The organism is Pseudotamlana agarivorans, from assembly GCF_001642835.1.
Lineage (GTDB): Bacteria > Bacteroidota > Bacteroidia > Flavobacteriales > Flavobacteriaceae > Pseudotamlana > Pseudotamlana agarivorans.
In genome coordinates, this window is the sequence record NZ_LXEI01000019.1 from 1 (window position 1) to 24,114 (window position 24,114).

At 35.1% G+C, this 24,114-nt stretch carries 18 protein-coding genes and 1 tRNA gene; 11 read left to right on the forward strand and 8 right to left on the reverse strand.

What is annotated here, in order from left to right; genetic code table 11:
- Nucleotides 1-418 precede the first annotated feature (418 nt).
- Nucleotides 419-492 (reverse strand) — tRNA-Arg (locus tag A6I66_RS14495).
- Nucleotides 493-686: 194 nt separating this feature from the next.
- A complete protein-coding gene (locus tag A6I66_RS14500; protein WP_067150936.1) occupies nt 687-2,315 on the reverse strand; it encodes a sodium/sugar symporter in 1,629 nt (542 codons plus the stop codon).
- Between the two features lie 134 nt (nt 2,316-2,449).
- Here A6I66_RS14500 and A6I66_RS14505 point away from each other — a divergent pair, with 134 nt between their 5' ends.
- From A6I66_RS14505 to A6I66_RS14530, 6 genes are all read left to right on the forward strand, one after another.
- Nucleotides 2,450-3,442, forward strand: a complete 993-nt coding sequence (locus A6I66_RS14505) for a GntR family transcriptional regulator (RefSeq protein WP_067150939.1) — start codon at nt 2,450-2,452, stop codon at nt 3,440-3,442.
- 12 nt (nt 3,443-3,454) lie between these two features.
- Nucleotides 3,455-4,345: an aldose 1-epimerase gene (locus tag A6I66_RS14510; protein ID WP_169815740.1), complete on the forward strand. Its 891-nt coding sequence runs from the start codon at nt 3,455-3,457 to the stop codon at nt 4,343-4,345.
- A 12-nt stretch (nt 4,346-4,357) separates the two neighbouring features.
- Complete coding sequence (galK, locus tag A6I66_RS14515) at nt 4,358-5,506, forward strand: galactokinase (RefSeq protein WP_067150946.1); 1,149 nt, start codon at nt 4,358-4,360, stop codon at nt 5,504-5,506.
- Nucleotides 5,507-5,521: 15 nt separating this feature from the next.
- Nucleotides 5,522-6,544, forward strand: a complete 1,023-nt coding sequence (locus tag A6I66_RS14520) for a UDP-glucose--hexose-1-phosphate uridylyltransferase (RefSeq protein ID WP_067150950.1) — start codon at nt 5,522-5,524, stop codon at nt 6,542-6,544.
- 241 nt (nt 6,545-6,785) lie between these two features.
- A complete protein-coding gene (locus A6I66_RS14525; RefSeq protein ID WP_067150954.1) occupies nt 6,786-8,348 on the forward strand; it encodes a hypothetical protein in 1,563 nt (520 codons plus the stop codon).
- Nucleotides 8,349-8,431: 83 nt separating this feature from the next.
- Nucleotides 8,432-8,923 carry a flavodoxin family protein gene (locus A6I66_RS14530; RefSeq protein ID WP_067150957.1) on the forward strand — a complete coding sequence of 164 codons (492 nt, stop codon included), beginning with the start codon at nt 8,432-8,434 and terminating at the stop codon, nt 8,921-8,923.
- Between the two features lie 124 nt (nt 8,924-9,047).
- On the opposite strand, the gene glyA is transcribed toward A6I66_RS14530, so the two are convergent.
- Nucleotides 9,048-10,319: a serine hydroxymethyltransferase gene (gene glyA / locus A6I66_RS14535; protein WP_067150961.1), complete on the reverse strand. Its 1,272-nt coding sequence runs from the start codon at nt 10,317-10,319 to the stop codon at nt 9,048-9,050.
- A 199-nt stretch (nt 10,320-10,518) separates the two neighbouring features.
- Between glyA and fahA the strand changes: the two genes are divergently transcribed.
- The gene (gene fahA / locus A6I66_RS14540) at nt 10,519-11,805 is read left to right on the forward strand and encodes a fumarylacetoacetase (protein ID WP_067150964.1); all 1,287 of its coding nucleotides are present in this window, start codon (nt 10,519-10,521) and stop codon (nt 11,803-11,805) included.
- 96 nt (nt 11,806-11,901) lie between these two features.
- Here fahA and A6I66_RS14545 read toward each other — a convergent pair whose 3' ends face one another.
- From A6I66_RS14545 to ytxJ, 3 genes are all read right to left on the reverse strand, one after another.
- On the reverse strand, nt 11,902-12,636 hold the full coding sequence (locus tag A6I66_RS14545) for an ion transporter (protein WP_067150967.1): 735 nt from the start codon (nt 12,634-12,636) through the stop codon (nt 11,902-11,904).
- An 83-nt stretch (nt 12,637-12,719) separates the two neighbouring features.
- Nucleotides 12,720-13,142: a gamma-glutamylcyclotransferase family protein gene (locus A6I66_RS14550; RefSeq protein WP_157614226.1), complete on the reverse strand. Its 423-nt coding sequence runs from the start codon at nt 13,140-13,142 to the stop codon at nt 12,720-12,722.
- 10 nt (nt 13,143-13,152) lie between these two features.
- On the reverse strand, nt 13,153-13,548 hold the full coding sequence (gene ytxJ / locus A6I66_RS14555; protein ID WP_067150972.1) for a bacillithiol system redox-active protein YtxJ: 396 nt from the start codon (nt 13,546-13,548) through the stop codon (nt 13,153-13,155).
- A 238-nt stretch (nt 13,549-13,786) separates the two neighbouring features.
- On the opposite strand from ytxJ, the gene clpB reads away from it, so the two are divergent.
- From clpB to deoD, 4 genes are all read left to right on the forward strand, one after another.
- Entirely contained in the window at nt 13,787-16,393 is a 2,607-nt protein-coding gene (clpB, locus tag A6I66_RS14560) for an ATP-dependent chaperone ClpB (protein WP_067150975.1), read from the forward strand.
- A 347-nt stretch (nt 16,394-16,740) separates the two neighbouring features.
- Nucleotides 16,741-17,502, forward strand: coding sequence for a deoxyribose-phosphate aldolase (gene deoC / locus A6I66_RS14565; RefSeq protein WP_067150978.1), 762 nt, complete (start codon nt 16,741-16,743; stop codon nt 17,500-17,502).
- A 131-nt stretch (nt 17,503-17,633) separates the two neighbouring features.
- Nucleotides 17,634-18,299: a deoxyribose-phosphate aldolase gene (gene deoC, locus A6I66_RS14570; protein WP_067150981.1), complete on the forward strand. Its 666-nt coding sequence runs from the start codon at nt 17,634-17,636 to the stop codon at nt 18,297-18,299.
- Nucleotides 18,300-18,310: 11 nt separating this feature from the next.
- Nucleotides 18,311-19,009: a purine-nucleoside phosphorylase gene (gene deoD, locus A6I66_RS14575; protein ID WP_067150984.1), complete on the forward strand. Its 699-nt coding sequence runs from the start codon at nt 18,311-18,313 to the stop codon at nt 19,007-19,009.
- Between the two features lie 259 nt (nt 19,010-19,268).
- Here deoD and A6I66_RS14580 read toward each other — a convergent pair whose 3' ends face one another.
- Together A6I66_RS14580 and A6I66_RS14585 are read right to left on the reverse strand one after the other, a co-directional pair.
- Nucleotides 19,269-20,864, reverse strand: a complete 1,596-nt coding sequence (locus A6I66_RS14580; RefSeq protein ID WP_067150989.1) for a RagB/SusD family nutrient uptake outer membrane protein — start codon at nt 20,862-20,864, stop codon at nt 19,269-19,271.
- Nucleotides 20,865-20,879: 15 nt separating this feature from the next.
- Nucleotides 20,880-23,906, reverse strand: coding sequence for a SusC/RagA family TonB-linked outer membrane protein (locus tag A6I66_RS14585; protein ID WP_067150991.1), 3,027 nt, complete (start codon nt 23,904-23,906; stop codon nt 20,880-20,882).
- Nucleotides 23,907-24,114 lie beyond the last annotated feature (208 nt).

Sequence of the window (24,114 nt, forward strand, 5' to 3'; positions counted from 1 at the left end):
AACCTTAAAACACTTTATAGCACTCTGTTACTTGTTTTTTTTAAGTTGTAATGCACAACCTAAAAAAGCAACACCAGAGCAACAACGCATTATGGAAACAGCTAAACACAACTTTGTGTTTGTAAAAGGTGGTACCTTTACCATGGGCTAAACTAACTTTTGTTTCTAATCCCTTTTAAAGCTAACCTGCAGTCAGAAATTAAAGCTTTTAGAAGTCAATTTAGAGGAGTCAAAAATAAAGAATCCTTCCTATTTAGATTAACTACAATTTTTGCATAAACACAACAATTGGGATTGATCCCAATTGTTGCCTAGCACCCAACTTTTGTTACTGATCCGCTTTCTGATTATAAAATATAAGTATAACACATAATTCTTTAAAACAAAAAAGCTCCACTATTGCTAGTGAAGCTTTTTGTGAGCCCTGCAGGATTCGAACCTGCGACCGCCTCCTTAGAAGGGAGGTGCTCTATCCAGCTGAGCTAAGAGCCCTCAAGAAAATCATTTTTGATTTCCGGTGTGCAAATATATAAATTAACTTTAAATGTAACCAAAAGAAATCTTCTTAATTTTTACTAAAATTATAAATTATAAAAAACACCTTGATTTACTGAACTTTAGAAAGTGCCTTAAACAACAAAAGCATCATAATTATGATGCTTTTGTTGTTTTTCATTTATTTATTTCTACCAAAATAAGGCATAAAGCACAGTAAGTAAAATACATACTACGAAAGATCCAATATTGAATGTTGGCGATGTTTTAAACAACTCCTTAGACAATTCAATACCTTTAGGATCATCAGCACCTTTATTTTGAAGATGACTTAATATCATAATTATTGCCATGGTAAGTAAGGCCGTGATTCCCATTTGGTGCATCCAAGGCTCAAATATTGGGATAGGTAAAAACTTTAAAGCTAATGCAATTGGAATGGATGCTACAGCACCCCAGATCGCAGCATTATTAGTTGTTTTCTTCCAGAATAAACCTAGTAAGAATACCGCTAAAATTCCTGGACTCACAATTCCTGTATATTCTTGAATGAATTGAAAAGCTTGATCAATTCCCCCTAATAGTGGAGCAACAATAACAGCGATTAGTAAAGCTACTGCTCCTGAGATACGACCAACATTAACAGTCGCTTTATCGGTAGCATTCTTATTGATATATTGTTTATAAATATCCATGGTAAAAATGGTAGACGTCGAATTTAGCATCGATGCCAACGAGGACACTACCGCAGCGGCTAAAGCAGCAAAGGCCACACCTTTTAATCCAACTGGTAAGAACTGAAGTAACCACGGGTATGCTTTATCGGCTTGAGCTGCAGAAGGCACATTCAACTGCCCTACTTCACCTAAATTAGCCATAATAGCAGGATCATTAACCATTACATATGCAGCAATACCTGGTATAACTACGATTAAAGGAATAACTAGCTTTAAAAAGGCTGCTAATAAAATACCCTTTTGAGACTCTCGTAATGATTTTGCCGCCAAGGTACGTTGTATAATATACTGATTGAATCCCCAGTAGTATAAATTCGCGACCCATAGTCCGCCAACTAATACCCAAATACCCGGTAAATTGTTGTAATTATCATTTGTTTCATCAAGAATCATATGAAATTTCTCTGGTGCGGCTTCCCATACTTTAGCAAAACCTTGTATAACGCCTTCACCTCCAGAAACTGTATTTAAAGCCAGGTAAGTTGTAATTAAACCACCCAATACTAAAAACACCACTTGAATAACATCGGTCCAAGCTACAGCCGATAAACCACCATACAAAGAGTATGCTGCTGCAAACAAAGCCAGTCCAATTATGGCATACATCATATCTACACCCATTATTGTTTCAATAGCTAATCCCCCTAAGTAGAGTACCGAAGCCAAGTTCACGAAAATGTAAAGTCCTAACCAAAAAACGGCTAAGATGGTTTTAAGGTTTGTTGAAAAACGTTTCTCAACAAATTCAGGAATGGTATACAGTCCCTTTTCAATAAAAATAGGTAAGAAATACTTACCTACAATAATTAGTGTTAATGCTGCCATCCACTCATAAGATGCAATGGCAATACCTAGGGCAAACCCAGAGCCAGACATCCCAATAAATTGTTCTGCAGAAATATTAGCTGCAATTAGTGATGTTCCAATAGCCCACCATGGTAGTGATTTACTTGCTAGAAAATAATCTTCGGCGTTCTTTTGGTGGCCTTTTTTATCTCGGGAGACCCATAAACCTACGCCTAGTATCAAAATGGCGTAAGCTACAAATACTACATAATCCCAGAAATCGAAACCTGCTGTCATAATAAGTTAGTTTTTTAGTTAAGTTGAAAAGCAAATATAAAATTTATTTACAACTAAATTAGAACAATCTTCAAATAACCTACTGGTAGGGTGTGGTAGGTATAAAATATTTTTTCATATCTTTGTTTCACATTATGATAGAAATAAAAACAAATACAGGAACACCTAAGTACAAGCAAATCATTTTAGCTGTAGAACAGGCTATTTCTAATGGAGATTTAACCCTTGGTATGCAATTACCTTCCATTAATAGCATTAAAGAAACCCACAAACTTTCTCGCGACACAGTTTTGATGGCTTATAACGATTTAAAAAACCGAGGCATTATTCAGTCAGTTGTTGGTAAGGGCTATTTTGTTGCTAGTGAACATGTCCATATTCAACAAAAAGTATTTTTACTTTTTGATGAATTAAACAGTTTTAAGGAAGATTTGTACAATACTTTCCTTACAGAATTAGGCAAAAACATTCAAGTTGATATTTTCTTTCATCATTTTAACGAAAATACCTTTAGTAAATTGATTAACGAACATCTTGATGACTATCATTACTACATCATCATGCCTGGGCTACTAAAAAGCACATCAAAAGTTATTAACGTGTTGCCTAAAGACAAAGTTTTCATATTAGATCAGCTTCATAACGACCTCAAAGATTACGCTGCGATTTATCAGGATTTTGAAAAAGATATTTTTTCTAGTCTGAGTAAAGTGAAGGATCTCATAAAAAAATACAAACAATTCGTTTTGGTTTTCGACCCCAAAAAACAACCTTCTGGTATGAAAAAGGGCTTCGTGAAGTTTTGTAAGCAAAACGAGATACCCTACCAAATTACCGCCGTTTTTGAGCCTGAAACTCTAAAAAAAGGCGATTTATACATCACACCAGACGACAGGAGTTTATTAAATATCATTAAAGTTTTGAAAAATGAAAACCTCGCGATCTCTAAAGATATTGGCGTGATTTCATATAACGAAACCCTCCTAAAAGAGGTTGTTGAAGGAGGTATTACCACAATTTCAACAGATTTTAAATACATGGGGAAACGTTTGGCAAAAATGATTCTAAACAACGAACATACTCAAGTTAAAAACCCACATAACATATTCATTAGACATTCATTATAAAACCACATTATTGTGTATAATATAAATCATCATCCAGAAGAACAGATTTTAGAGATTGAAGATTCAACTTCTAAAACGTATGCTAAAATTCACCTAAATCAAGGTGCATCCTTACAAGAATTAACATTAAACGGTCAACAAATCATTCAGAATTTAAGACCACTAATTTATGAAAACACGTATGCCTCGGCGATTCTTTTTCCTTTTGCGAACAGAATAAAAGATGGGCAATACACCTTTAACGACCAAGACTATCAATTCGATATCAATCAAAAGCAAGAAAATAACGCACTTCATGGATTGATCTATAACAAACGCTTTGATATAAGCGATACTGAAGTTTCAAAACATAAAGCTTCGGTCGTCTTAAAGTTTAAAGAAGAGAATGAGTCAAATGGTTTTCCTTACACCTACCAAATCAAGCTAAAGTACACGATTAGCAATCAAGGCTTAAGCTTAGAATTTTCAGTAAAAAACACCAGTTCAAAATCCTTTCCGTTTACGGTTGGCTGGCATCCATACTTTGTTTGCGAAGATTTAGACCAAAGTGTTCTACAATTTGATAGTACCAAAAAAATTATAATCGGCGAACGCAATATAGGCACAGGCGTTGAAACCATTCAACCTATTAAAAACTTCAAATTAAAACACCAACAACTCGATGATTGCTGGGTTTTAAACTCTGGAGATGTGAATTTTAAAACACCTGGTTACGAGTTAAAAATAGCTTCTGATGGCGACAATAACTTTATGCAAGCCTACACCCCTCCATTTGAAAACATCATTGCTATCGAACCTACAACTGGTGTATCCGATAGCTTTAACAATAAAATAGGACTTCAAGTTCTAGAACCCAACAACCAATTCAGCATCAGCTGGAGTTTACAACTAAATCTTAATTAAAAGTCTACTAAAATGAGCACAGCACTAATTAATGATGTTAAAAAGGTTTACATCGACACGTTTAACAAAGAACCTCTTCTTATTTTTTCTCCAGGACGTATCAATATTATTGGTGAGCACACCGATTATAATGATGGTTTTGTTTTTCCGGCAGCCGTAAACAAAGGTATTGCAGCAGCTATTGAAAAAAGTGACTCAAACATATCTACCGCCTACGCGCTTGATAAAAAGAGTAAAATAGAATTTGAGCTCGATAAAATAAAACCTTCTACAGAAGGACATTGGCAAAATTATGCGCTTGGTGTTGTTGCCGAAATTCAAAATAGAAATAAAACGGTAGGTAACTTTAATATTGTTTTTAAAGGTGATATCCCTGGAGGAGCAGGCATGTCTTCATCGGCGGCTTTGGAAAATTCGGTGGTTTTCGGACTTAATGAACTTTTCAAATTAGGCCTTTCTAAGGAAGACATGATTTATATTTCACAGAAAGCGGAACACAATTATGCGGGGGTTAACTGCGGAATCATGGATCAATACGCGAGCATGTTTGGAGTTAAAGATCACGCCCTTCATTTAGATTGCCGAAGTATTGAAGCGAAACCTTATAAAATTGATTTTAAAGATCATCAGCTTATGCTTATTAATACTAATGTGAAGCATAGTTTATCTGATAGCGCTTACAATGACCGCCGTTCTGCTTGCGAAAGCATTTCAAAATTATTAAATATCAAGGCTCTTCGAGATGCTACCGAACAAGATTTAGAAACTATAAAAGATCAAGTAACACCAGAGAACTACCAAAAAGCTTTATTTGTAATTCAAGAAAATGAACGTACACAAAAAGCTGCTGAAGCTATTAAGGATAACGATTTAGAAACTTTAGGCGCCTTAATTTACGACTCTCACCAAGGGCTGCAACACCAATACAAAGTAAGCTGTGAGGAATTAGATTTTCTTGTAAACCAAGCTAAATTTAACCCTCATGTTTTAGGTGCTAGAATGATGGGTGGCGGATTTGGCGGCTGTACCATTAATTTAATTGCAAAATCTGAAGCCAAAGCCTTTGCAGAACACGCTTCAAAAGCCTACAAAAAAGCATTTAACAAAGACTGTTCTGTTTATTTTATTGAACTCGCAGAAGGCACACATCTGGTTAACTAAAAAATTCCTTTAACAATGACAAACACTAACTTACAAGACTACTCACACAAACGATACAATATCCTAACGGGAGAATGGGTTTTAGTTTCTCCGCATCGCGCCAAACGCCCATGGCAAGGACAAAATGAAGCGGTTTCAAACGAAAAACGTCCTAGCTACGATGAAACCTGTTATTTATGTGCTGGAAACACGCGAATTAATGGTGAAGTTAACCCTAAATACACCGATGCTTTTGTATTTACAAACGACTTTGCAGCATTACAAAAAGATTCCAAAACTTTTGCTGTAAACGACGGGCTTTTAGTTGCACAGAGTGAAACAGGCATTTGCAAAGTGGTATGTTTTAGTCCAGACCATTCTAAAAGTTTGGCCGATATGACGCCTAAAGAGATTGAAAAAGTAGTTTTCACTTGGCAAAAAGAATTTAAAGATCTAGCAGAAAACTCAGACATTAATTACGTACAGATTTTTGAAAACAAAGGCGCTGTAATGGGATGCAGTAATCCGCATCCTCACGGACAAATCTGGAGTCAGTCTACGCTTCCAAACGAAGTTGACAAAAAAAACACCCAGCAACTTAATTACTTCAACAAAAATAACAGCAGTTTATTAGGCGATTATTTAGCACAAGAATTAGAAAAACAAGAGCGTATCATTTTTGAAAATGATGAATTTGTAGTTTTAGTTCCGTTTTGGGCCGTTTGGCCGTTTGAAACCATGATTGTTCCTAAAAAACATCAAGCAAATATTTTGGATATGAGCGCCGAACAAGCGTTACAATATGCTGAAGCCATTTCGGTAATTACTAAAGCATATGATAAATTATTCAACACCTCGTTCCCCTACTCTAGTGGAATTCACCAAGCGCCAACCGATGGAAATGAAAACAAACATTGGCATTGGCACATGAGTTTTTATCCGCCACTTTTAAGAAGTGCTACCGTTAAAAAATTCATGGTAGGTTACGAAATGTTTGGTTCGCCACAACGCGATATTACTGCTGAATCGGCTGTAAAAATGCTACGTGATTTACTTTGATAATCTAATTAAGTTACGTTATAAATTCTAAAGAGGCTGTCTAAAAAGCGAAGACTTTGTCATATTGAGCCTGTCGAAATATCCCAACTCTCCTATGATCATAATAGGTTTCGACAAGCTCAACCTGACAAACTGGGAATTCATTAGCTTTTTAAGACAGCCTCGGTTATTTTACAGCATTAAATACTAAATTCTAGCTTCAAAAGTTATATTTTTAGCCATCCAAAAACACAAGCCTTTCATGAAACGCTATTTATATTTTTTTCTTACCCTAACTTTTTTAATGCTTTGGAGCTCATGCCGTAAAGATTTTGAATTTTCACCAAGTACCGGAAGTCTTCATTTTTCAAAGGATACCGTTTATTTAGATACCGTTTTCACCGATATAGGATCGAGCACCTATAATTTAAAAGTTTATAACAGAAGTGATCAGGATATTTCTATTCCTTCCGTGCGTTTGGCTTTAGGTGAAGCGTCTAATTATCGTTTAAGTGTTGATGGAATTCCTGGAAAAACCTTCGAAAATATAGAAATTCAAGCCAACGACAGTATATTTATCTTTGTAGAATCGACCATAGATATCAACACCTTACCAAGTTTAGACGGCACTTTTTTATACACCGATCAAATTGAATTTGACACCGATGCTAACCTTCAAACCGTCGAGTTAGTAACTCTGGTTCAGGACGCTGTATTTATATATCCTAATCGAGATGACACCACTAAGGTTATAGAAACTTTAACCATAAATATTAATGGTGAAGCCGTTGAAACCGATATAGAAGGTCGTGAACTTTTACCATCTGAACTCACTTTTACAAACGAAAAACCATATGTAATCTATGGCTTTGCTGCAGTTCCAGAACAAGAAACTTTAAGCATTGAGGCCGGATCACGCATTCACTTTCATGAAAATTCAGGGATTTTAGTACTCAACGGCGCCTCTATTCATGTAAATGGTGAATTTAGTAGTGATCAAGACAAACTAGAAAACGAAGTTATTTTTGAAAGTGATCGTTTAGAACCAGGGTTTTCCGATATTCCGGGACAATGGAGTGCCATTTGGCTTTTCGAAGGAAGCGTAAATAACATTATAAATTACACCACCATAAAAAACGCAACGGCAGGAATTATTAGCGATGGAAATCCTTTAGGAGCACCAGACAAACTAAGCATTTCAAACAGTAAAATTTATAATTCCAGCAGCTACGGCATACTAGGAAGAAATAGCTCTATTAATGCTGAAAATGTGGTTATAAATAATTCCGGACTCTCTTCTTTTGCTGGTGTTATTGGTGGAAAATATAATTTTATTCATTGCACCATTGCAAACTATTGGGATAGCAGCTTCAGACAATTTCCATCTTTACTATTAAATAATTACACTGTAGATGAAGACGATAATGTGATTGTTACCGATTTAACCGAAGCTAATTTTAGCAATTGTATCATATACGGCGATGAAAATATAGAAATTTTAGCAGATGAAGTCGAAGCTGATCAAGTCGCATTCAATTTTAAATTTACAAACTGTCTAATTCGTTTTGATGATTATAACGACAGCTATGACGGACCGAATTACGATTTCACCAATTCCGACCACTACGTTAATGTGATTTTAAACAACGATCCAGACTTTAAAGATCCGTTTTTAAATGAGCTCATTATTGGTGATAAATCGGCGGCCAACGACCAAGGCGACATAGGCTATGCCCTACGAGTACCAACCGATATTTTAAATGTGAGCAGACTTGCTTCTCCAGATTTAGGAGCTTATCAGCACATTACTTTTGATGAAGATTAACATGAAGCGAATCATATATAATGACGCTCCAAAAGCACCTTAATAAAAGCATTAATACATAAGAATCGTTTGTTTTGTAAACCATGAAAACCGTAATTATTTCAGGAAGCTCTAGAAACGATGGCCATACGAATGCTCTAACAAATCAACTTGTAAAAAACACCAATTGGGATCTTATTAATCTTAATGATTATAATATTGGTTACTTCGACTACGACCATGCTAGTCAAGGCGATGATTATCTGAATTTAATTCGAGAACTCCTTGATAACTACGACACAATCGTTTTTGCTACGCCCGTTTATTGGTATGCTATGAGTGGCATCATGAAAGTATTTTTCGATCGGTTAACTGACTTAATAACCATAGAAAAAGAACTTGGAAGAAAACTACGCGGTAAAAATATGGCCGTTATAAGTAGTTCTCATGGCGAAAACCTTGGTGAGCATTTTTGGCTCCCATTTCAATCTACTGCAACATATCTAGGCATGAATTATCTTGGACATGCACACACGATTTCGACAGCATCTAATGATTTCATTATTGAAAATTTCATTAAATCTGTAGGCAAATAAAATGTCTACCAATGAATTTACTAGAAGGAACATTCTCAACGTATAAACAACTGAACTTTACAAAAAACAAAAAATCCTGCTCAAAGTAATTGAACAGGATTTTTCAGGATTTATTAAAATTAAATTACACGAACAAAGGCTTCCCTTTCATCATGTCGTTTACTTTTACTTTAACCGCTTCTAATACGGTTTCATCTTCAAAGTTTGTGATTACTTCATCAAGTAATTCAACAATAGCCAACATATCATCCTCTTTCAATCCACGCGTTGTTACAGCAGCAACACCTAAACGGATACCAGAAGTAACAAATGGTGATTTATCATCAAAAGGCACCATGTTTTTATTCACGGTAATATCAGCTTTTACTAGAGCTTGTTCAGCATCTTTCCCCGATAAGTTTTTGTTACGTAAATCAATTAACATACAGTGGTTATCGGTACCATCAGAAATGATGTTATATCCTTTAGCAACCAATGCATCGGCCATAGTCGCTGCATTTTGCTTCACTTGTAATTGATAATGTAAAAAATCGTCGGTTAAAGCCTCACCAAAAGCAATCGCTTTAGCAGCAATAATATGCTCTAATGGTCCACCTTGGTTTCCAGGGAAAACGGCAGAATCTAATAAAGAAGACATTTTACGTAAGCTTCCATTTTTAAGTTTGATACCAAATGGGTTATCAAAATCTTGCCCCATCATAATCATACCACCTCTAGGACCTCTTAAGGTCTTGTGTGTAGTCGTCGTTACAACGTGACAGTGAGGTAACGGATCGTTTAAAATACCTTTAGCAATAAGACCAGCTGGGTGTGAAATATCAGCCATTAAAATTGCTCCAACGCTATCAGCTATAACTCTAAAACGTTTAAAATCGATATCACGAGAATAAGCAGAGGCACCAGCAATAATTAATTTTGGTTGCTCTTTAGTCGCGATTTCTTGAATTTTATCATAGTTTAAAACCCCAGTTTCTTGTTCTACACCGTAGAATACAGGGTTATAAAGTTTTCCAGAAAAGTTTACTGGCGAACCATGAGTAAGGTGTCCACCATGAGATAAATCAAAACCTAAAATTTTATCACCTGGCGTTAAACAAGCGTGATATACCGCTGTATTAGCCTGGCTTCCGGAGTGTGGTTGTACGTTAACGTATTCAGCTCCAAATAATGCTTTTGCTCTATCAATCGCAATTTGTTCTACTTCATCAACAACCTCACAGCCACCATAGTAACGCTTTCCAGGGTAACCTTCGGCGTATTTATTAGTAAGCACAGATCCTGCAGCTTCCATAACTTGTGGGCTTACAAAGTTTTCTGATGCAATTAGTTCAATACCATGTAATTGGCGTTCTTTTTCAGCTTCAATGAGTTCAAAAATTTGTTCGTCGCGTTGCATAAAATTAAATTCTGATTAAATATGGCGCAAAAATAGGAAATTGATTAGTTAAAAGCATTAAAAAAAGAATATTAACTTGTAAGTTTTTAACCATTTTGTTAACTGTTAAAGCTTACTTATATTTTATTCGATTTTTCCTTTTAAAATAAAAAAAATGTGTAGGTTTGATAAGAATACAATAACTCTTAAAATATAAGTTATGCCACTATCAGCTAACAATCCAGATAGAAAATCGTGGTTACACGTCGATAAAAATTCAGATTTTCCTATTCAAAATATTCCGTTTGGTGTATTCTTAACACGAGACGACATTATAACTATAGGTACTCGAATTGGTGATACCGCTATAGACTTGGGAGCGCTTCATCAATTAGGTTATTTTGAAGGCATCCCATTAACCGATGATATTTTTCTTCAAGATTCATTAAATGATTTTATTGCCGACGGCAGAAAAACATGGCGTGCCGTTAGAAATCGAATTTCTCAAATTTTTGATGCAGACAACGACACGTTAAAAAACAATACAAAACATAAGGAAACCATCCTGTTTAGGTTGGATGAAATTGAAATGCAATTGCCCGTTCAAATTGGCGATTACACCGATTTCTACTCAAGCATGGAACACGCTACCAATGTCGGTTTAATGTTCAGAGATCATGATCATGCGTTACTACCTAATTGGTTGCACATTCCTATAGGTTATCACGGTAGAAGCTCTTCTATTATTCCATCAGGAATTCCTGTACACCGACCAAAAGGACAAACCTTACCGGAAGGCGCTACAGAACCTGTTTTAGGTCCGAGTCAAGCGGTAGATTTCGAATTAGAAATGGCCTTTATCACGACCGATGCTAATGATTTAGGAGAACCGATTCCAATAAAAGAAGCTGAAGAATACATTTTCGGATTGGTATTATTTAACGACTGGAGCGCTAGAGACATTCAAAAGTGGGAATACATTCCATTAGGACCATTCTTAGCTAAAAATTTCGCCTCCTCAATATCACCATGGATTGTAACCCTAGATGCTTTAGAGCCATACCGGGTTGAGAGTCCGAAACCAATTAAGCCACAATTAGAATATCTAAAATACGAAGGCAAAAAGAGTTATGATATTAATTTAGAAGTTGCTATTCAACCAAAAGGTGCTAAAGAAACAGTGGTTAGTAAATCCAATTTCAAATACATGTATTGGAATATGGTACAGCAATTAGCCCATCACACCATAAACGGCTGCCCGATAAATTCTGGGGACCTCATGGGTAGTGGCACGATTTCTGGCCCAACAGAAGACAGTTTCGGATCGATGCTTGAACTCACCAAAAATGGAGAAAAACCTATAAAAATGAAGGATGGCAGCACTAGAAAATATATCAATGATAACGACACCGTAATCATGCGTGGATTTTGCGAAAAAGATGGTACACGCATCGGTTTTGGCGAAGTTTCAACAAAGCTGCTTCCTGTTTATAAAAAGAAAAAGTAATACACTAAAGATTCATTCTTTAGGCTAATAATTCGAGGTTATTTAGGTTCCCTATTCCGTTAGGCACTTAAATAACCTTTTTTTATGATAGTTTTTTTATTTACGCTTAGATTTTTCAAGGATTTCCTCATCTTCAATCTCTCTCGCTTTAGACAAAGCACTGGCAACCAATCCTGCAGGAATCGTTACAATACCAACACCAATAATAAGAATAAAAAAGGTGAATATTTTACCACCATCTGTAATGGGATAAACATCGCCATACCCGACTGTTGTTAAGGTAACAATAGCCCACCAAGCACTATGAAACACCGAAGAAAACACCTCGGGTTGCGCTTCATTTTCAAAATAATAAATACCTGCAGAAGCTAGAAAAACAAAAATTCCAGTTACAATTAAAAAGAGAATAACTTCTTCTTTTACGATCCGGGCCGCTATATGAAATCGGTTAAGCGCTTTGTTATAACGAATTAACTTTAAGGCTCTAAAAATTCTAAACAAACGAAACGCTCGCAAAGCCCGTAAATCATAAACCCTACTAATGTAAAAAGGAAAAATAGCGAGAAAATCAATAATCCCATAGAAACTAAAAATATATTTCAATTTATGCTCAGCCACATATATGCGTAAAATATATTCTATAGTAAAAACAAGGACACAAAATATCTCGAAACCTTCAATAAATGCAATGGTGCTTTTTGAGTTATTTGGTAAAGTTTCTACAGCGAATGATATAAGGGACAAAAGAATTAAAACCTGAATAAAATAATCAAATATTTTTCCGTTTTTAGAGGTGTTGTCTTCAACTAGTACGCGTAATTTGTTTCTCATTTAATATCTTTTTTACGATATAATATTACATAAAAATGTCACATTAAAACCAAAACTGAACACAAAATTATGGCTATTTCATATTAAAACAGCTTACCCCCCTCCTCAGAAAACTTCAAAAAATCTCCAGAAGAAATCCATTTTAAATGACTTACAGAACGGTTATAAAGATACACCCAAGTTTCAATTGGCGTTCCATCATCTAACCTAGCCTGAACACTTTCCCGCTTAAACAAATCGGATGCGCTTGGAACAGGACCTATACCTTCATATTCATCCAAAACTTTAAAAACATTTTCAAAATCATCTATTTTAAAAACAGATCCATAGACTTTTTCTTGAGTATTTGAACTAACAACAGCACCTGGAAACCACGACACTTGATAAAGTTTCCCTTGAAAACTGCCCGTACCAACAAACTTCGCATGGGCCGCCAAAAATCTAGACATGTCATTTTTAACACCTTTTAATAAAGTGCCATAAACAAATAAATAATCTGGTTTCAAGTTTACACTATTAAATAAACGCACTCAAATCAATGGCATTAATCGAACCATGTGAATCATGCTTAACAACCTCGCCATTTTTTATGATTAATAATTGAGGTGATTCGTGTCTCACTTGAAACTTATAACCTGTTTCATTTGAAACGTCTCGGTAATTCAATAAATCTAAATAATACAAATCCAAATCACTTTCCGATACATTGTAAGCAGCTACAAATTGCTTCATAACCATTCTACTAATACCACATGTTGTAGAGTGCTTAAAAATAGCTTGTGTTTTTGTATTCGATTTTTCTTTAATGGTTTCTAATTGCGACACTTCGGTTAAAGGAATCCATGGTAATACCTTTTCTTCCTTTTTCTCTTTTGCTTCAGACGAACCAAATAATTTATTTAATAAACTCATAATCAACAGATTTATAGTATTCCGCGAAAGCGAAAATTGAAATATTATTTTTAATTTTACAGTAAGTCGGTATCTATTTCGAACCTTACAAAAGACAAAAAGTCAGTCAAAAACAAGTAATAACCGACATTTTGTCTGACAAATCCTATTGGTAAGATTATTGACTTTATGTGCTTGTAAATGTAAAATAATTAAGATTTCCGTTTTCACGGAAGTTAAAGAAATAAAAAAATATATCATGAACTTGAATAATTATACCATAAAATCACAAGAAGCCATTCAGCAAGCGCAACAAATCGCGCAAGGCTACGGGCATCAACAAATTGAAAACGAACACCTCTTTAAAGGTATTTTTGAAGTCGACGAAAACGTACTTCCGTTTCTATTAAAAAAATTAAATGTAAATGTTTCCATTCTTGAACAAGCTTTAGACAAACAAATTGAAAGTTTTTCAAAAGTATCGGGCGGCGAACTCATGTTGTCTCGTGAAGCTGGAAAAACCTTAAATGAAGCAGCCATCATTGCTAAAAAAATGAAGGATGATTATGTTTCTATAGAACATTTAATTCTAGCTGTTTTAAAATCGAACAGTAAAATTGCACAAATGCTAAAGGACCAAGGGGTTACCGAAAAAGGTCTCACAGCAGCCATTAACGAATTACGTCAGGGTGAAAATGTCACCTCTCAAAGTCAGGAAGACACCTATAATTCGTTAAACAAATACGCTAAAAACTTAAATCAATTAGCCAAAGACGGCAAATTAGACCCAGTTATTGGTCGTGATGAGGAAATTAGACGTATTCTTCAAATTTTATCGCGAAGAACTAAAAACAATCCCATCCTAGTAGGTGAACCTGGAACAGGAAAAACAGCTATTGCCGAAGGGTTAGCGCATAGAATTATTGATGGCGACATCCCAGAAAACCTTAAAGACAAACAAATTTTCGCCTTAGACATGGGCGCATTAATTGCTGGTGCTAAATATAAAGGTGAATTTGAAGAACGACTAAAAGCCGTTATTAAAGAGGTAACAACTAGTGAAGGTGATATCGTATTATTTATTGACGAAATACACACCCTGGTGGGTGCTGGTGGCGGACAAGGCGCTATGGATGCGGCTAATATTTTAAAGCCTGCCCTAGCCCGTGGCGAACTGCGTGCTATTGGCGCAACAACCTTGGATGAATACCAAAAATACTTTGAAAAAGACAAGGCTTTAGAGCGTCGTTTTCAAAAAGTAATGGTCGATGAGCCAGACACTGAAAGCGCTATTTCTATTTTAAGAGGTATTAAAGAAAAATATGAAACACACCATAAGGTTCGTATAAAAGACGAGGCTATTATTGGCGCTGTTGAATTGTCTTCAAGATACATCACCAACCGTTTTCTTCCAGATAAAGCCATCGATTTAATGGATGAAGCGGCATCGAAACTACGTATGGAAATCAACTCTAAACCTGAAGAATTAGATGTGTTAGATCGAAAAATCATGCAGTTGGAGATTGAAATTGAAGCCATTAAACGTGAAAAAGATGAAACAAAGTTAAAATCACTTCGTGCCGATTTAGCCAATCTTAAGGAATCTAGAAATGAAATTAATGCCAAGTGGAAAAGTGAAAAGGAAGTTGTAGACAACATCCAAAACACCAAACAAAATATTGAAAACTTTAAGCTTGAAGCTGAAAAAGCCGAGCGTGAAGGCGATTACGGAAAAGTAGCCGAATTACGTTACGGTAAGATAAAAGAAGCCCAAGAGCAGCTTGAAACGTATCAGCAAAAATTACAAGAGCACGCCGAAAACTCTTTAATTAAAGAAGAAGTGACTTATGATGATATTGCTGAAGTGGTTGCTAAATGGACTGGCATACCCGTGACAAAAATGCTACAAAGCGAACGCGAAAAGCTACTTAAACTTGAACAAGAGTTACACATACGTGTGGTAGGTCAAGAAGAAGCTATTGAAGCGGTAAGTGATGCCGTAAGAAGAAGTCGTGCTGGTTTACAAAATCCACAAAAACCTATTGGTACCTTCCTATTTTTAGGAACCACAGGTGTTGGTAAAACTGAATTAGCCAAAGCGTTGGCAGAATATCTTTTTGATGATGAAAATGCAATGACCAGAATTGATATGAGTGAATATCAAGAACGTCATGCTGTAAGCCGTTTAGTAGGTGCACCTCCAGGATATGTAGGTTATGATGAAGGCGGACAGTTAACCGAAGCCGTTAGACGTAAACCTTATTCTGTGGTACTTTTGGATGAAATTGAAAAAGCGCATCCAGATACCTTCAATATTCTACTACAAGTATTAGATGAAGGCCATTTAACAGATAATAAGGGACGCATTGCAGATTTTAAAAACACCATTATTATTATGACTTCTAATATGGGAAGTCAGATTATTCAAGAACGATTTGAAGCTGTCAAAGACATTCAAACCGCTATTGAAGGTGCTAAGGTTGATGTTCTGGCTTTACTGAAACAAACAGTAAGACCAGAGTTTCTAAACCGAATTGACGATACCATAATGTTTACACCATTAAGCAAAGAAAACATCGTTGAAATTGTAGGTTTACAATTAAAAAGCATCACTAAAATGATTGCAGCACAAGGCATAACCTTTGATGCGACAGCTGAAGCCATCAACTATTTAGCAGACAAAGGATACAACCCTGAATATGGTGCTAGACCCGTGAAACGCGTCATTCAAAAAGAAGTACTAAATGCTTTAAGTAAAGAAATTCTAGCAGGAAAAGTAACTACAGACAGTATTATTCTACTGGATGCCTTTGACGAGCAATTGGTTTTTAGAAATCAAGGCGATTTAATACATGAAGAAGTTTAAGGTAAATCATTTTTTCTGAGTAAAATCGCTCTCAAAAGCCTTAAAGACAATTAATTAAACATAAAAAAGCAACGAGAAGAATTACAATATTCTCGTTGCTTTTAACGTTTTTTAAATAATTTAATAATTATTTAGTAAAAAAAAGTTGAAAAATAAAATTTTACACCATGTTTTCTACAATTTACACAAATACCCTACCGTTAATCTAAAAAACTAAGTATTTTAAGTAAAAACCCCCTTTTATTTCTAGTTTAGCTTTAATAATTAATTCTCTAAACGGGCTTTTTTCTACAAAAACTTTAATGTTTTAATGAAAAACTCACAGTAAAAACCTAATTATCAGCTTCATGAACATTTCACCTTACCTAGATTACACCCTCCTAGAATCGACAAGTACAGAACGTGAAATTATCGACTTATGCAATAAAGCAAGAGAAAACAATTGTTTTAGCATTTGTGTAAACGGTTCGTACGTATCATTGGCGAAACAATTTCTACAGGATACAGAAATTAAAGTAACTACTGTTGTTGGTTTTCCGATGGGCTGCGCTACGACTAAATCTAAAATCTACGAGGCAAAACAAGCCATTTTAGATGGTGCTGAAGAAATAGGCATGGTTGTAAACTTAGGTTATGTGAAGAGTAAAAATTATGTTTCGGTATTAAAAGATATTAGCGACGTAAAAATGGCTATTGGTAATATTCCTCTTAAAGTCATAATAGAGATTTCAGAATTAAACAAAAATGAGATTGTTAGAATTAGTGAAATTTGCATCGATGCTAAAGCCGATTTTATAGAAACATCTACAGGGTTTACAAAAAGTGGCGCCACACTTACAGCTATAAAAATCATTAAAAAAACCATTAAAGATGCCGCTCAAATTAAAGCTTCTGGTGACATTCTTGATTTTGATTCGGCTGTTAAATTTCTTGAAGTTGGTGCCGATCGTCTTGGAGTAACTCCCGCATTTAAAGGCTTAAATAATAACAGCCGACAACAAAGAAACAGTAAAATCTACAAGAAATACTTAGAATCTGCTGCTAAAAAATCTGAGTCTACGAATTCCGAATCTTTAAAAGATTCAATCACCACTCACAGCAAATTTTAGCATAAATCTACTAGACAGGTACATTCTATTTAACAGTAAAACAAGGTTAAATAGAAAAATGTTAATACCTTTATAACAGCTACGGGAAAAATACCCCCCTTTTAGCATATACCGTTATAAAAAATTAACGCATGAATCCATTTAGCCCATACATTGATCACACACTATTAAAAGCAACCGCCACTAAAAATGACATTATAACGCTTTGTGAAGAAGCCCAACAATATCATTTTTTCTCAGTTTGCGTAAACAGCTGTTTTGTGTCACTCGCCAAAAAAACTTTAGAAAAGTCGAAGGTTAAAGTTTGTTCGGTGGTAGGTTTCCCTTTAGGGGCCATGAGCACAGAAGCGAAAGTTGCAGAAGCACAAAACGCTTTAAAAGATGGTGCCGATGAAATTGATATGGTTATCAATATCGGCTTATTAAAAAGCAAAGACTACCAAGCCGTAGAACAGGATATTGCAGCCATTAAAAGCATCATGCCCAACCAGGTTTTAAAAGTGATTTTAGAAACCTGTTATTTAGATGATTCTGAAATTTTAAAAGCTAGTGAGATTGCTATACAAGCAGGAGCCGACTTTATAAAAACATCTACAGGCTTTGGTTCACGTGGTGCTAGCACCAATGATATTAAAATTATGAAAAGTGCCTGTACTACGAACACTAAAATCAAGGCTTCAGGAGGCATTCGAGATGCCGAAACTGCCTTACACTATATCAATTTAGGTATAAAACGCTTAGGAACATCGTCTGGAATTGCCATCGTAAACGGTACCACTTCAAATTCTAATTATTAAAAAATACATGTATGAGTGTTCATATTGAAGCCAAAAAAGGAGACATCGCAGAAACCATATTACTACCTGGCGACCCTTTACGAGCCAAATGGATTGCAGAAACTTTTCTAGAAAACCCGGTTTGTTTTAACAAAGTAAGAAACATGTTTGGCTATACAGGAACCTTTAAAGGGAAACGTGTTTCTGTTATGGGAACTGGCATGGGAATCCCCTCTATTTCTATTTATGCACACGAACTTATTACCGAATATGATGTAAAAAATTTAATTCGTGTAGGAAGTGCTGGGTCCTATCAGGAAGATGTAAAAATTAGAGATATTGTTTTAGCCATGGCTGCCTCATCAAATTCAGGGTTAAACGAAATACGTTTTAACGGTGCTGATTATGCACCAACCGCAAATTTCGACTTATTCAAAAAAGCATTAAAAGCTGCTGAATCAAAGAACATTCCTATAAAAGCAGGAAATATTTTTAGTTCTGATGAATTTTATGCCGACGATTTTAAATCCTATAAAAAATGGTCCAAATTCGGAGTACTTTGTGTAGAGATGGAAACTGCGGGACTATATACGGTTGCTGCAAAGCACCGTGTCAATGCCCTTTCTATATTAACTATTTCAGATTCGTTGGTTACGGGAGAGCGTACTACAAGTACCGAACGAGAAACGACTTTTAGAGAAATGATTGATATCGCTTTAGCTCTTGTTTAATCTTCTTTATCACCTTATCAAATATTGTTAACACATTATTTATTAGGTAAAAGATGGATCATAAAAAAACTACTTTTACTACCTGTTATAGGTGTTTACAAAACCTCATAAATCCAATCCTTATTGAAGGATAAGCAAACTAAACCCCATATTTATTCAATCTAACTGGATAAACAAAGCGCTTTAAAAAGTTATTCCAAAAAAAAATGTTGGTCTAAAATTTAGACCAACATTTTAAAAAATTATTTATACAAACTTATTAGTACCCAGGATTTTGTTCTAAATTAGGGTTTAGAAGAATCTCATCACCAGGAATTGGCAATAAATAATCACGACTTGGATCCCAGAATTTTTGTGCTGGTCCAACTCCAGATTCAGTAGTTACCTCAGACTCTAAACCATTCGGTCCAAATGCTTCATCACCTAATCTTCTTCTTACAATATCGTACCATCTTTTAAATTCGAAAGCTAGTTCTAATCTACGCTCTTCTAAAACGATGTCTCTAAACTCATCTTGAGACGATCCAGAAACATCTGCAGGAGATGCACTTGGCACGAAACCGTTTGTTACACCACCACGTCTTGCTCTCTCTCTAACTTGATTAAGGTATCCTTCTGCTTCACTAGTTCTTCCCAATTCATTTGCAGCCTCAGCAGCAATTAAAAGCACTTCAGCATAACGCATAAGACAGTAGTTAGATTTTGCACCCCTAGCATTACCATCTTGAGATGGTGTTTTACTTGCCATACGTGTATATTTACCTACATGAGGTCTATTAACACTCAAACCATCGTTAGCTACAAACTCTGTATAAGGCACCGCTGGTCCACCTTCCTCAAATACCATAGTATCATCAAAAGAAACAGCTCTTCTGTAATCATTCGCATCCCAAGTGGTATAAACCTTAAGTGCAGGTACTTGAACTGACCATCCACCACCTCCAGTGATATTTGGTAAATATTGTAAATCACCTCTACCTCCTGTCATTGCTGCAACATAATTTCTTCCTTGGTCACCATCAGAAACACCTGTAAAATCTAATACGAAAATAGGCTCGATTGATTCATCAATCTTAACAGAATCAAATAAATCTTGAAAATCAGGCTCTAAACCTAAGTTGTAACCACCATTAATAAGCTCTGTAGCTTCATCATAAGCTCCTTGCCAGTTTTCTCTAGTTAAATGTACTGACGCTAAGTAAGCAATTGCTGCTGATTGTGCAGGTATAGCTCTAATTGGATGTTCAGTAGGAGACAACCATTGTTTAGCATACTCGAAATCTGCAATAATACCTGCATAAACTTCATCAACTGGAGTTCTTGGAGCAACAGCAGCTTCAGTTAACAACGTTGTATCATCAATATAAGGAATAGCACCAAACTGTCTTACTAAATGATAATAAGCTAATCCTCTTGCAAAACGAGCTCTTGCAATAACTTCATTTAATACACCTTCTTCTACCTCACCTACTAATTGATTTCCAGCTTTTATACCATCGTTCGCTGCACGAATGATTTGGTATACTTTTGGCCAATATGCATTACTATTATTTGTAATTAACTCATTGTTGACATTTACTGTAAAATCATCATGTTCTTTACGTGGTACATTAGATGTTCTACCAATAGCAAGCATATCACTACGGAACATAAGAACTTGCCCCATTTCTCTAGATAAGAAGTTTCTATGGTGCATGTGTACATAAGCACCAGAAACAAAACCTTCAACTTGATCTAAGCTTAAATTGCTAAAGTAATCGTCCGGGCTTATTTGAGATTTTGGATCTTCCTCTAAATCAGAGCACCCAAGTATTGAAAAGCCAATCAATACTAATAAATATTTATATGTTTTCATATTCTTTTCTTTTTTTTAAAATTTTAAATTAAGACTTAAATTGAAAGATCTAATTGTTGGATAGTTTCCAAAGTCATGGCCTTGTGCTACATTCGTTGTAGTAGTATCACCTGCACTAGTTCCAAAGTAACTTACTTCTGGATCTAAACCAGAGTAGTTTGTAATTGTGAATAAATTTTGTCCACTAACTGCTAATCTAAGATTATCTAGACCAATTTTTTCAACAAAATTTGAATCAAAAGTATAACCAATAGAAAGGTTTTTCAATCTTACATAGCTCCCATCTTCAATGAAACGAGAAGAAATTTCTCTATCTCTAATCTTATTTGAAGGAATGTTAGAATCAGTATTTGTAGGAGTCCATGCATCTAAAGCATCGGTAACAGTGTTTGAATCTCCATTATATAACTGAACATTTGTTAAGTTTAAAATTTCACCACCTACAGAACCCTGGAAAAAGATGTTTACATCTAAGTTCTTGTAAGTAAGAGTATTATTAAAACCAAAGTTCCAAGCTGGATTAGGATCACCAATAATCTTTTCATCATTAGAATCAATCACCCCATTTGTATTTCCATCTGCATCAGGCACATCAGTAAACAAAGGATCTCCTGCCTCTTGATAATTATTTTTTAAAGCCGTTCCTTCTGGTATGTTTACACCATCATATACACCACGATACTCATGACCCCAAAATGAACCAATAGTTTCTCCTTCTCTTAAGATATAAGTATTCTTACCTGAGAAATACCCTGGAGCAGCACTACCAATAATATCAGCACCATTAACTAAAGATACAACCTCGTTTTTATTCGTTGACCAGTTAAAATCTGTTGTCCAAGTAAAGTTCTTGTTAGTAATATTTGTCGTGTTTAAAGACAATTCGAAACCTTTATTATTAATCTCTCCAATATTTTGAAATACCACCAAAGATGTAGCACCTAAGTAATCTGGAGTTGACGTAGCGTCTAATAAAAGATCTTTAGTATCAATGTTATAGTAATCAAAAGAAAATGAAATTCTATTATTTAATAATCCTAAATCAAAACCAATGTTAGTTTGGTATGATGTTTCCCATTTTAAATCAGGATTAGCTTCTTGAGCTACAGCAACTGATGCATCAGTTCCAACTTCTGTTGAAGGTGTAACTAAAAGCGCAGCTAAAGACTGGTAAGGGGAAATTGCTTGATTACCTGTTAAACCATAACTCGCTCTTAATTTTAAATTAGAAATCGTGTTACTATCTTTTAAGAAGTTCTCATTAGAAATTTTCCAACCAATAGCTCCAGAAGGAAAAACAGCATATTTATTATTCTCAGCAAAGTTTGAAGCACCATCTCTTCTTACTGTAGCTGTGAATAAGTATTTATCATTCCAGTCATAATTTACTCTACCAAATAGCGACTGAATCTCAGAAGCTGAATACGAAGAAGTAACTCTTCTAGTCTCAACATGACCAGCTTCTAAATTATACCACATAAAGTCATCAGACAATAAATTTTGAGTACTTGCAGAAAACCTTTCGTTAGTTACATTTTGAAAAGAATATCCTCCTAATACTTCTAAATTACCTTTTCCTAGCTCTGCACTATAAGTTAAGTAGTTTTCACTTAACACATTAGTTCTTTTTAAATTTGCTAAACTTGCACCTCCAGTTGAAAGTTGAAAAGTTTGAGGTTTAAAATATGCAGCAGTTTCATTTCTTGTACTAAAACCGAAAGTAGTTCTAAAATCAAGGTTTTTGAATATTTGCCAGTTAGCATATAAGTTTGCTCTAAAATCATCAGTTTTAGTTTCATTAACAATCTCATTTGCAACCGCATAAGGATTCTCAATAGCATCTCCTACTGAGTTTGTTGAAAAATTACCGTTTTGATCATAAAACCCTCTATCTGGTGTAAATCTCATAGCTAATGATACAACATCATCACCTCCACCATTTACATCACCAACAGCATCTTCTCCTGAAGATTGCGTAGAAACACCATCTTTAGTACTTCTTGAGCCGTAAACGTTCATACCTAATTTTAACTTATCTGTTACTTGAGCATCTACATTAGATAAAAACGTAAATTTTTCAAATGCAGAATTAACAATAATACCATCTTGGTCATAATAGTTTACAGAAGAATAAAAATTAATTTTCTCAGACCCTCCAGAAAATGAAGCTTGAGTATTAGAAATATCACCTGTTCTATATATTACATCTTGCCAATCTGTGTTTTCTGTACCTTGTACATAAGAACTAAATGATTGTTGGTATTCAGCAAATTGATCTGCATCTAATAAATCTAATCTATTTGCAGTATTTTGAACAGAATAAGCTGTATTAATTTCTACAGATAAATTACCAGTACGTCCTTTTTTAGTTGTTACTAAAATAACACCACCAGATCCTCGAGATCCATAAATAGCAGTAGCAGAGGCATCCTTTAAAACTTCCATGGCAGCAATATCAGCAGCTTGTGGCATCTCAGCACCAACAAAACCATCTACAACTACAAGTGGTCCACTATTTGCACCAATAGAAGTATTTCCTCTTACCTTAATACTAATAGGAGCACCTGGCTCACCTCCATTATTAGACTGAACTACAACACCGGCCGCACGACCTTGAAGCGCTTGTTCTGCGTTAGAAGTTGGAAATGCCGTAAGCTCATCAGATTTTACAGAAGATACAGAACCTGTAATATCACTCTTTTTACGTGTCCCATAACCTACTACTACAACTTCCTCAAGTTGACTTGCGTCTTCTTGCATTACTACGTTTACTGATTTTTGACCTGTAATTGTTACAGTTTGTGTTAAATACCCGATGTATGAAAACTGAAGTACATCTCCAGGCTTAACATCTAATTGAAAACCACCATCAAAGTCGGTAGCCGTTCCAGTTGTTGTTTTCGCTACAATAACATTAATCCCGGGAATTGGAACACCCGCCTGGTCTGTTACAATACCGGACACCTGGTATCCGTCTTGTGCGAACAATGATATATTAAATATCATCATTAACATTAAAGCTAGTTTAGTTTTTAAATTCATTTGTTAATTTTTTTTGTTAATAAAATATCTAGTTATGGTAAACCAATCTGGTTTTTTAAATTGGTACACCAATTTGGCGATGCTAATATATGTTATTATTATGTTAAAATCACAATGAATTTTAAAGAAATCTAAAAATCAACTCGAAATAATCTTGATATAACAATAAATTGAAGAGATTTTTTCCATCATCTCAGTGAGGATAACG

Bases quoted from the DNA above. Each gene is read 5' to 3' on its own strand.
- A6I66_RS14500 (WP_067150936.1), bottom strand. From the start codon at position 2,315: ATGACAGCAGGTTTCGATTTCTGGGATTATGTAGTATTTGTAGCTTAC.
- A6I66_RS14505 (WP_067150939.1), top strand. From the start codon at position 2,450: ATGATAGAAATAAAAACAAATACAGGAACACCTAAGTACAAGCAAATC.
- galK (WP_067150946.1), top strand. From the start codon at position 4,358: ATGAGCACAGCACTAATTAATGATGTTAAAAAGGTTTACATCGACACG.
- A6I66_RS14520 (WP_067150950.1), top strand. From the start codon at position 5,522: ATGACAAACACTAACTTACAAGACTACTCACACAAACGATACAATATC.
- A6I66_RS14525 (WP_067150954.1), top strand. From the start codon at position 6,786: ATGAAACGCTATTTATATTTTTTTCTTACCCTAACTTTTTTAATGCTT.
- A6I66_RS14530 (WP_067150957.1), top strand. From the start codon at position 8,432: ATGAAAACCGTAATTATTTCAGGAAGCTCTAGAAACGATGGCCATACG.
- glyA (WP_067150961.1), bottom strand. From the start codon at position 10,319: ATGCAACGCGACGAACAAATTTTTGAACTCATTGAAGCTGAAAAAGAA.
- fahA (WP_067150964.1), top strand. From the start codon at position 10,519: ATGCCACTATCAGCTAACAATCCAGATAGAAAATCGTGGTTACACGTC.
- A6I66_RS14545 (WP_067150967.1), bottom strand. From the start codon at position 12,636: ATGAGAAACAAATTACGCGTACTAGTTGAAGACAACACCTCTAAAAAC.
- ytxJ (WP_067150972.1), bottom strand. From the start codon at position 13,548: ATGAGTTTATTAAATAAATTATTTGGTTCGTCTGAAGCAAAAGAGAAA.
- clpB (WP_067150975.1), top strand. From the start codon at position 13,787: ATGAACTTGAATAATTATACCATAAAATCACAAGAAGCCATTCAGCAA.
- deoC (WP_067150978.1), top strand. From the start codon at position 16,741: ATGAACATTTCACCTTACCTAGATTACACCCTCCTAGAATCGACAAGT.
- deoC (WP_067150981.1), top strand. From the start codon at position 17,634: ATGAATCCATTTAGCCCATACATTGATCACACACTATTAAAAGCAACC.
- deoD (WP_067150984.1), top strand. From the start codon at position 18,311: ATGAGTGTTCATATTGAAGCCAAAAAAGGAGACATCGCAGAAACCATA.
- A6I66_RS14580 (WP_067150989.1), bottom strand. From the start codon at position 20,864: ATGAAAACATATAAATATTTATTAGTATTGATTGGCTTTTCAATACTT.
- A6I66_RS14585 (WP_067150991.1), bottom strand. From the start codon at position 23,906: ATGAATTTAAAAACTAAACTAGCTTTAATGTTAATGATGATATTTAAT.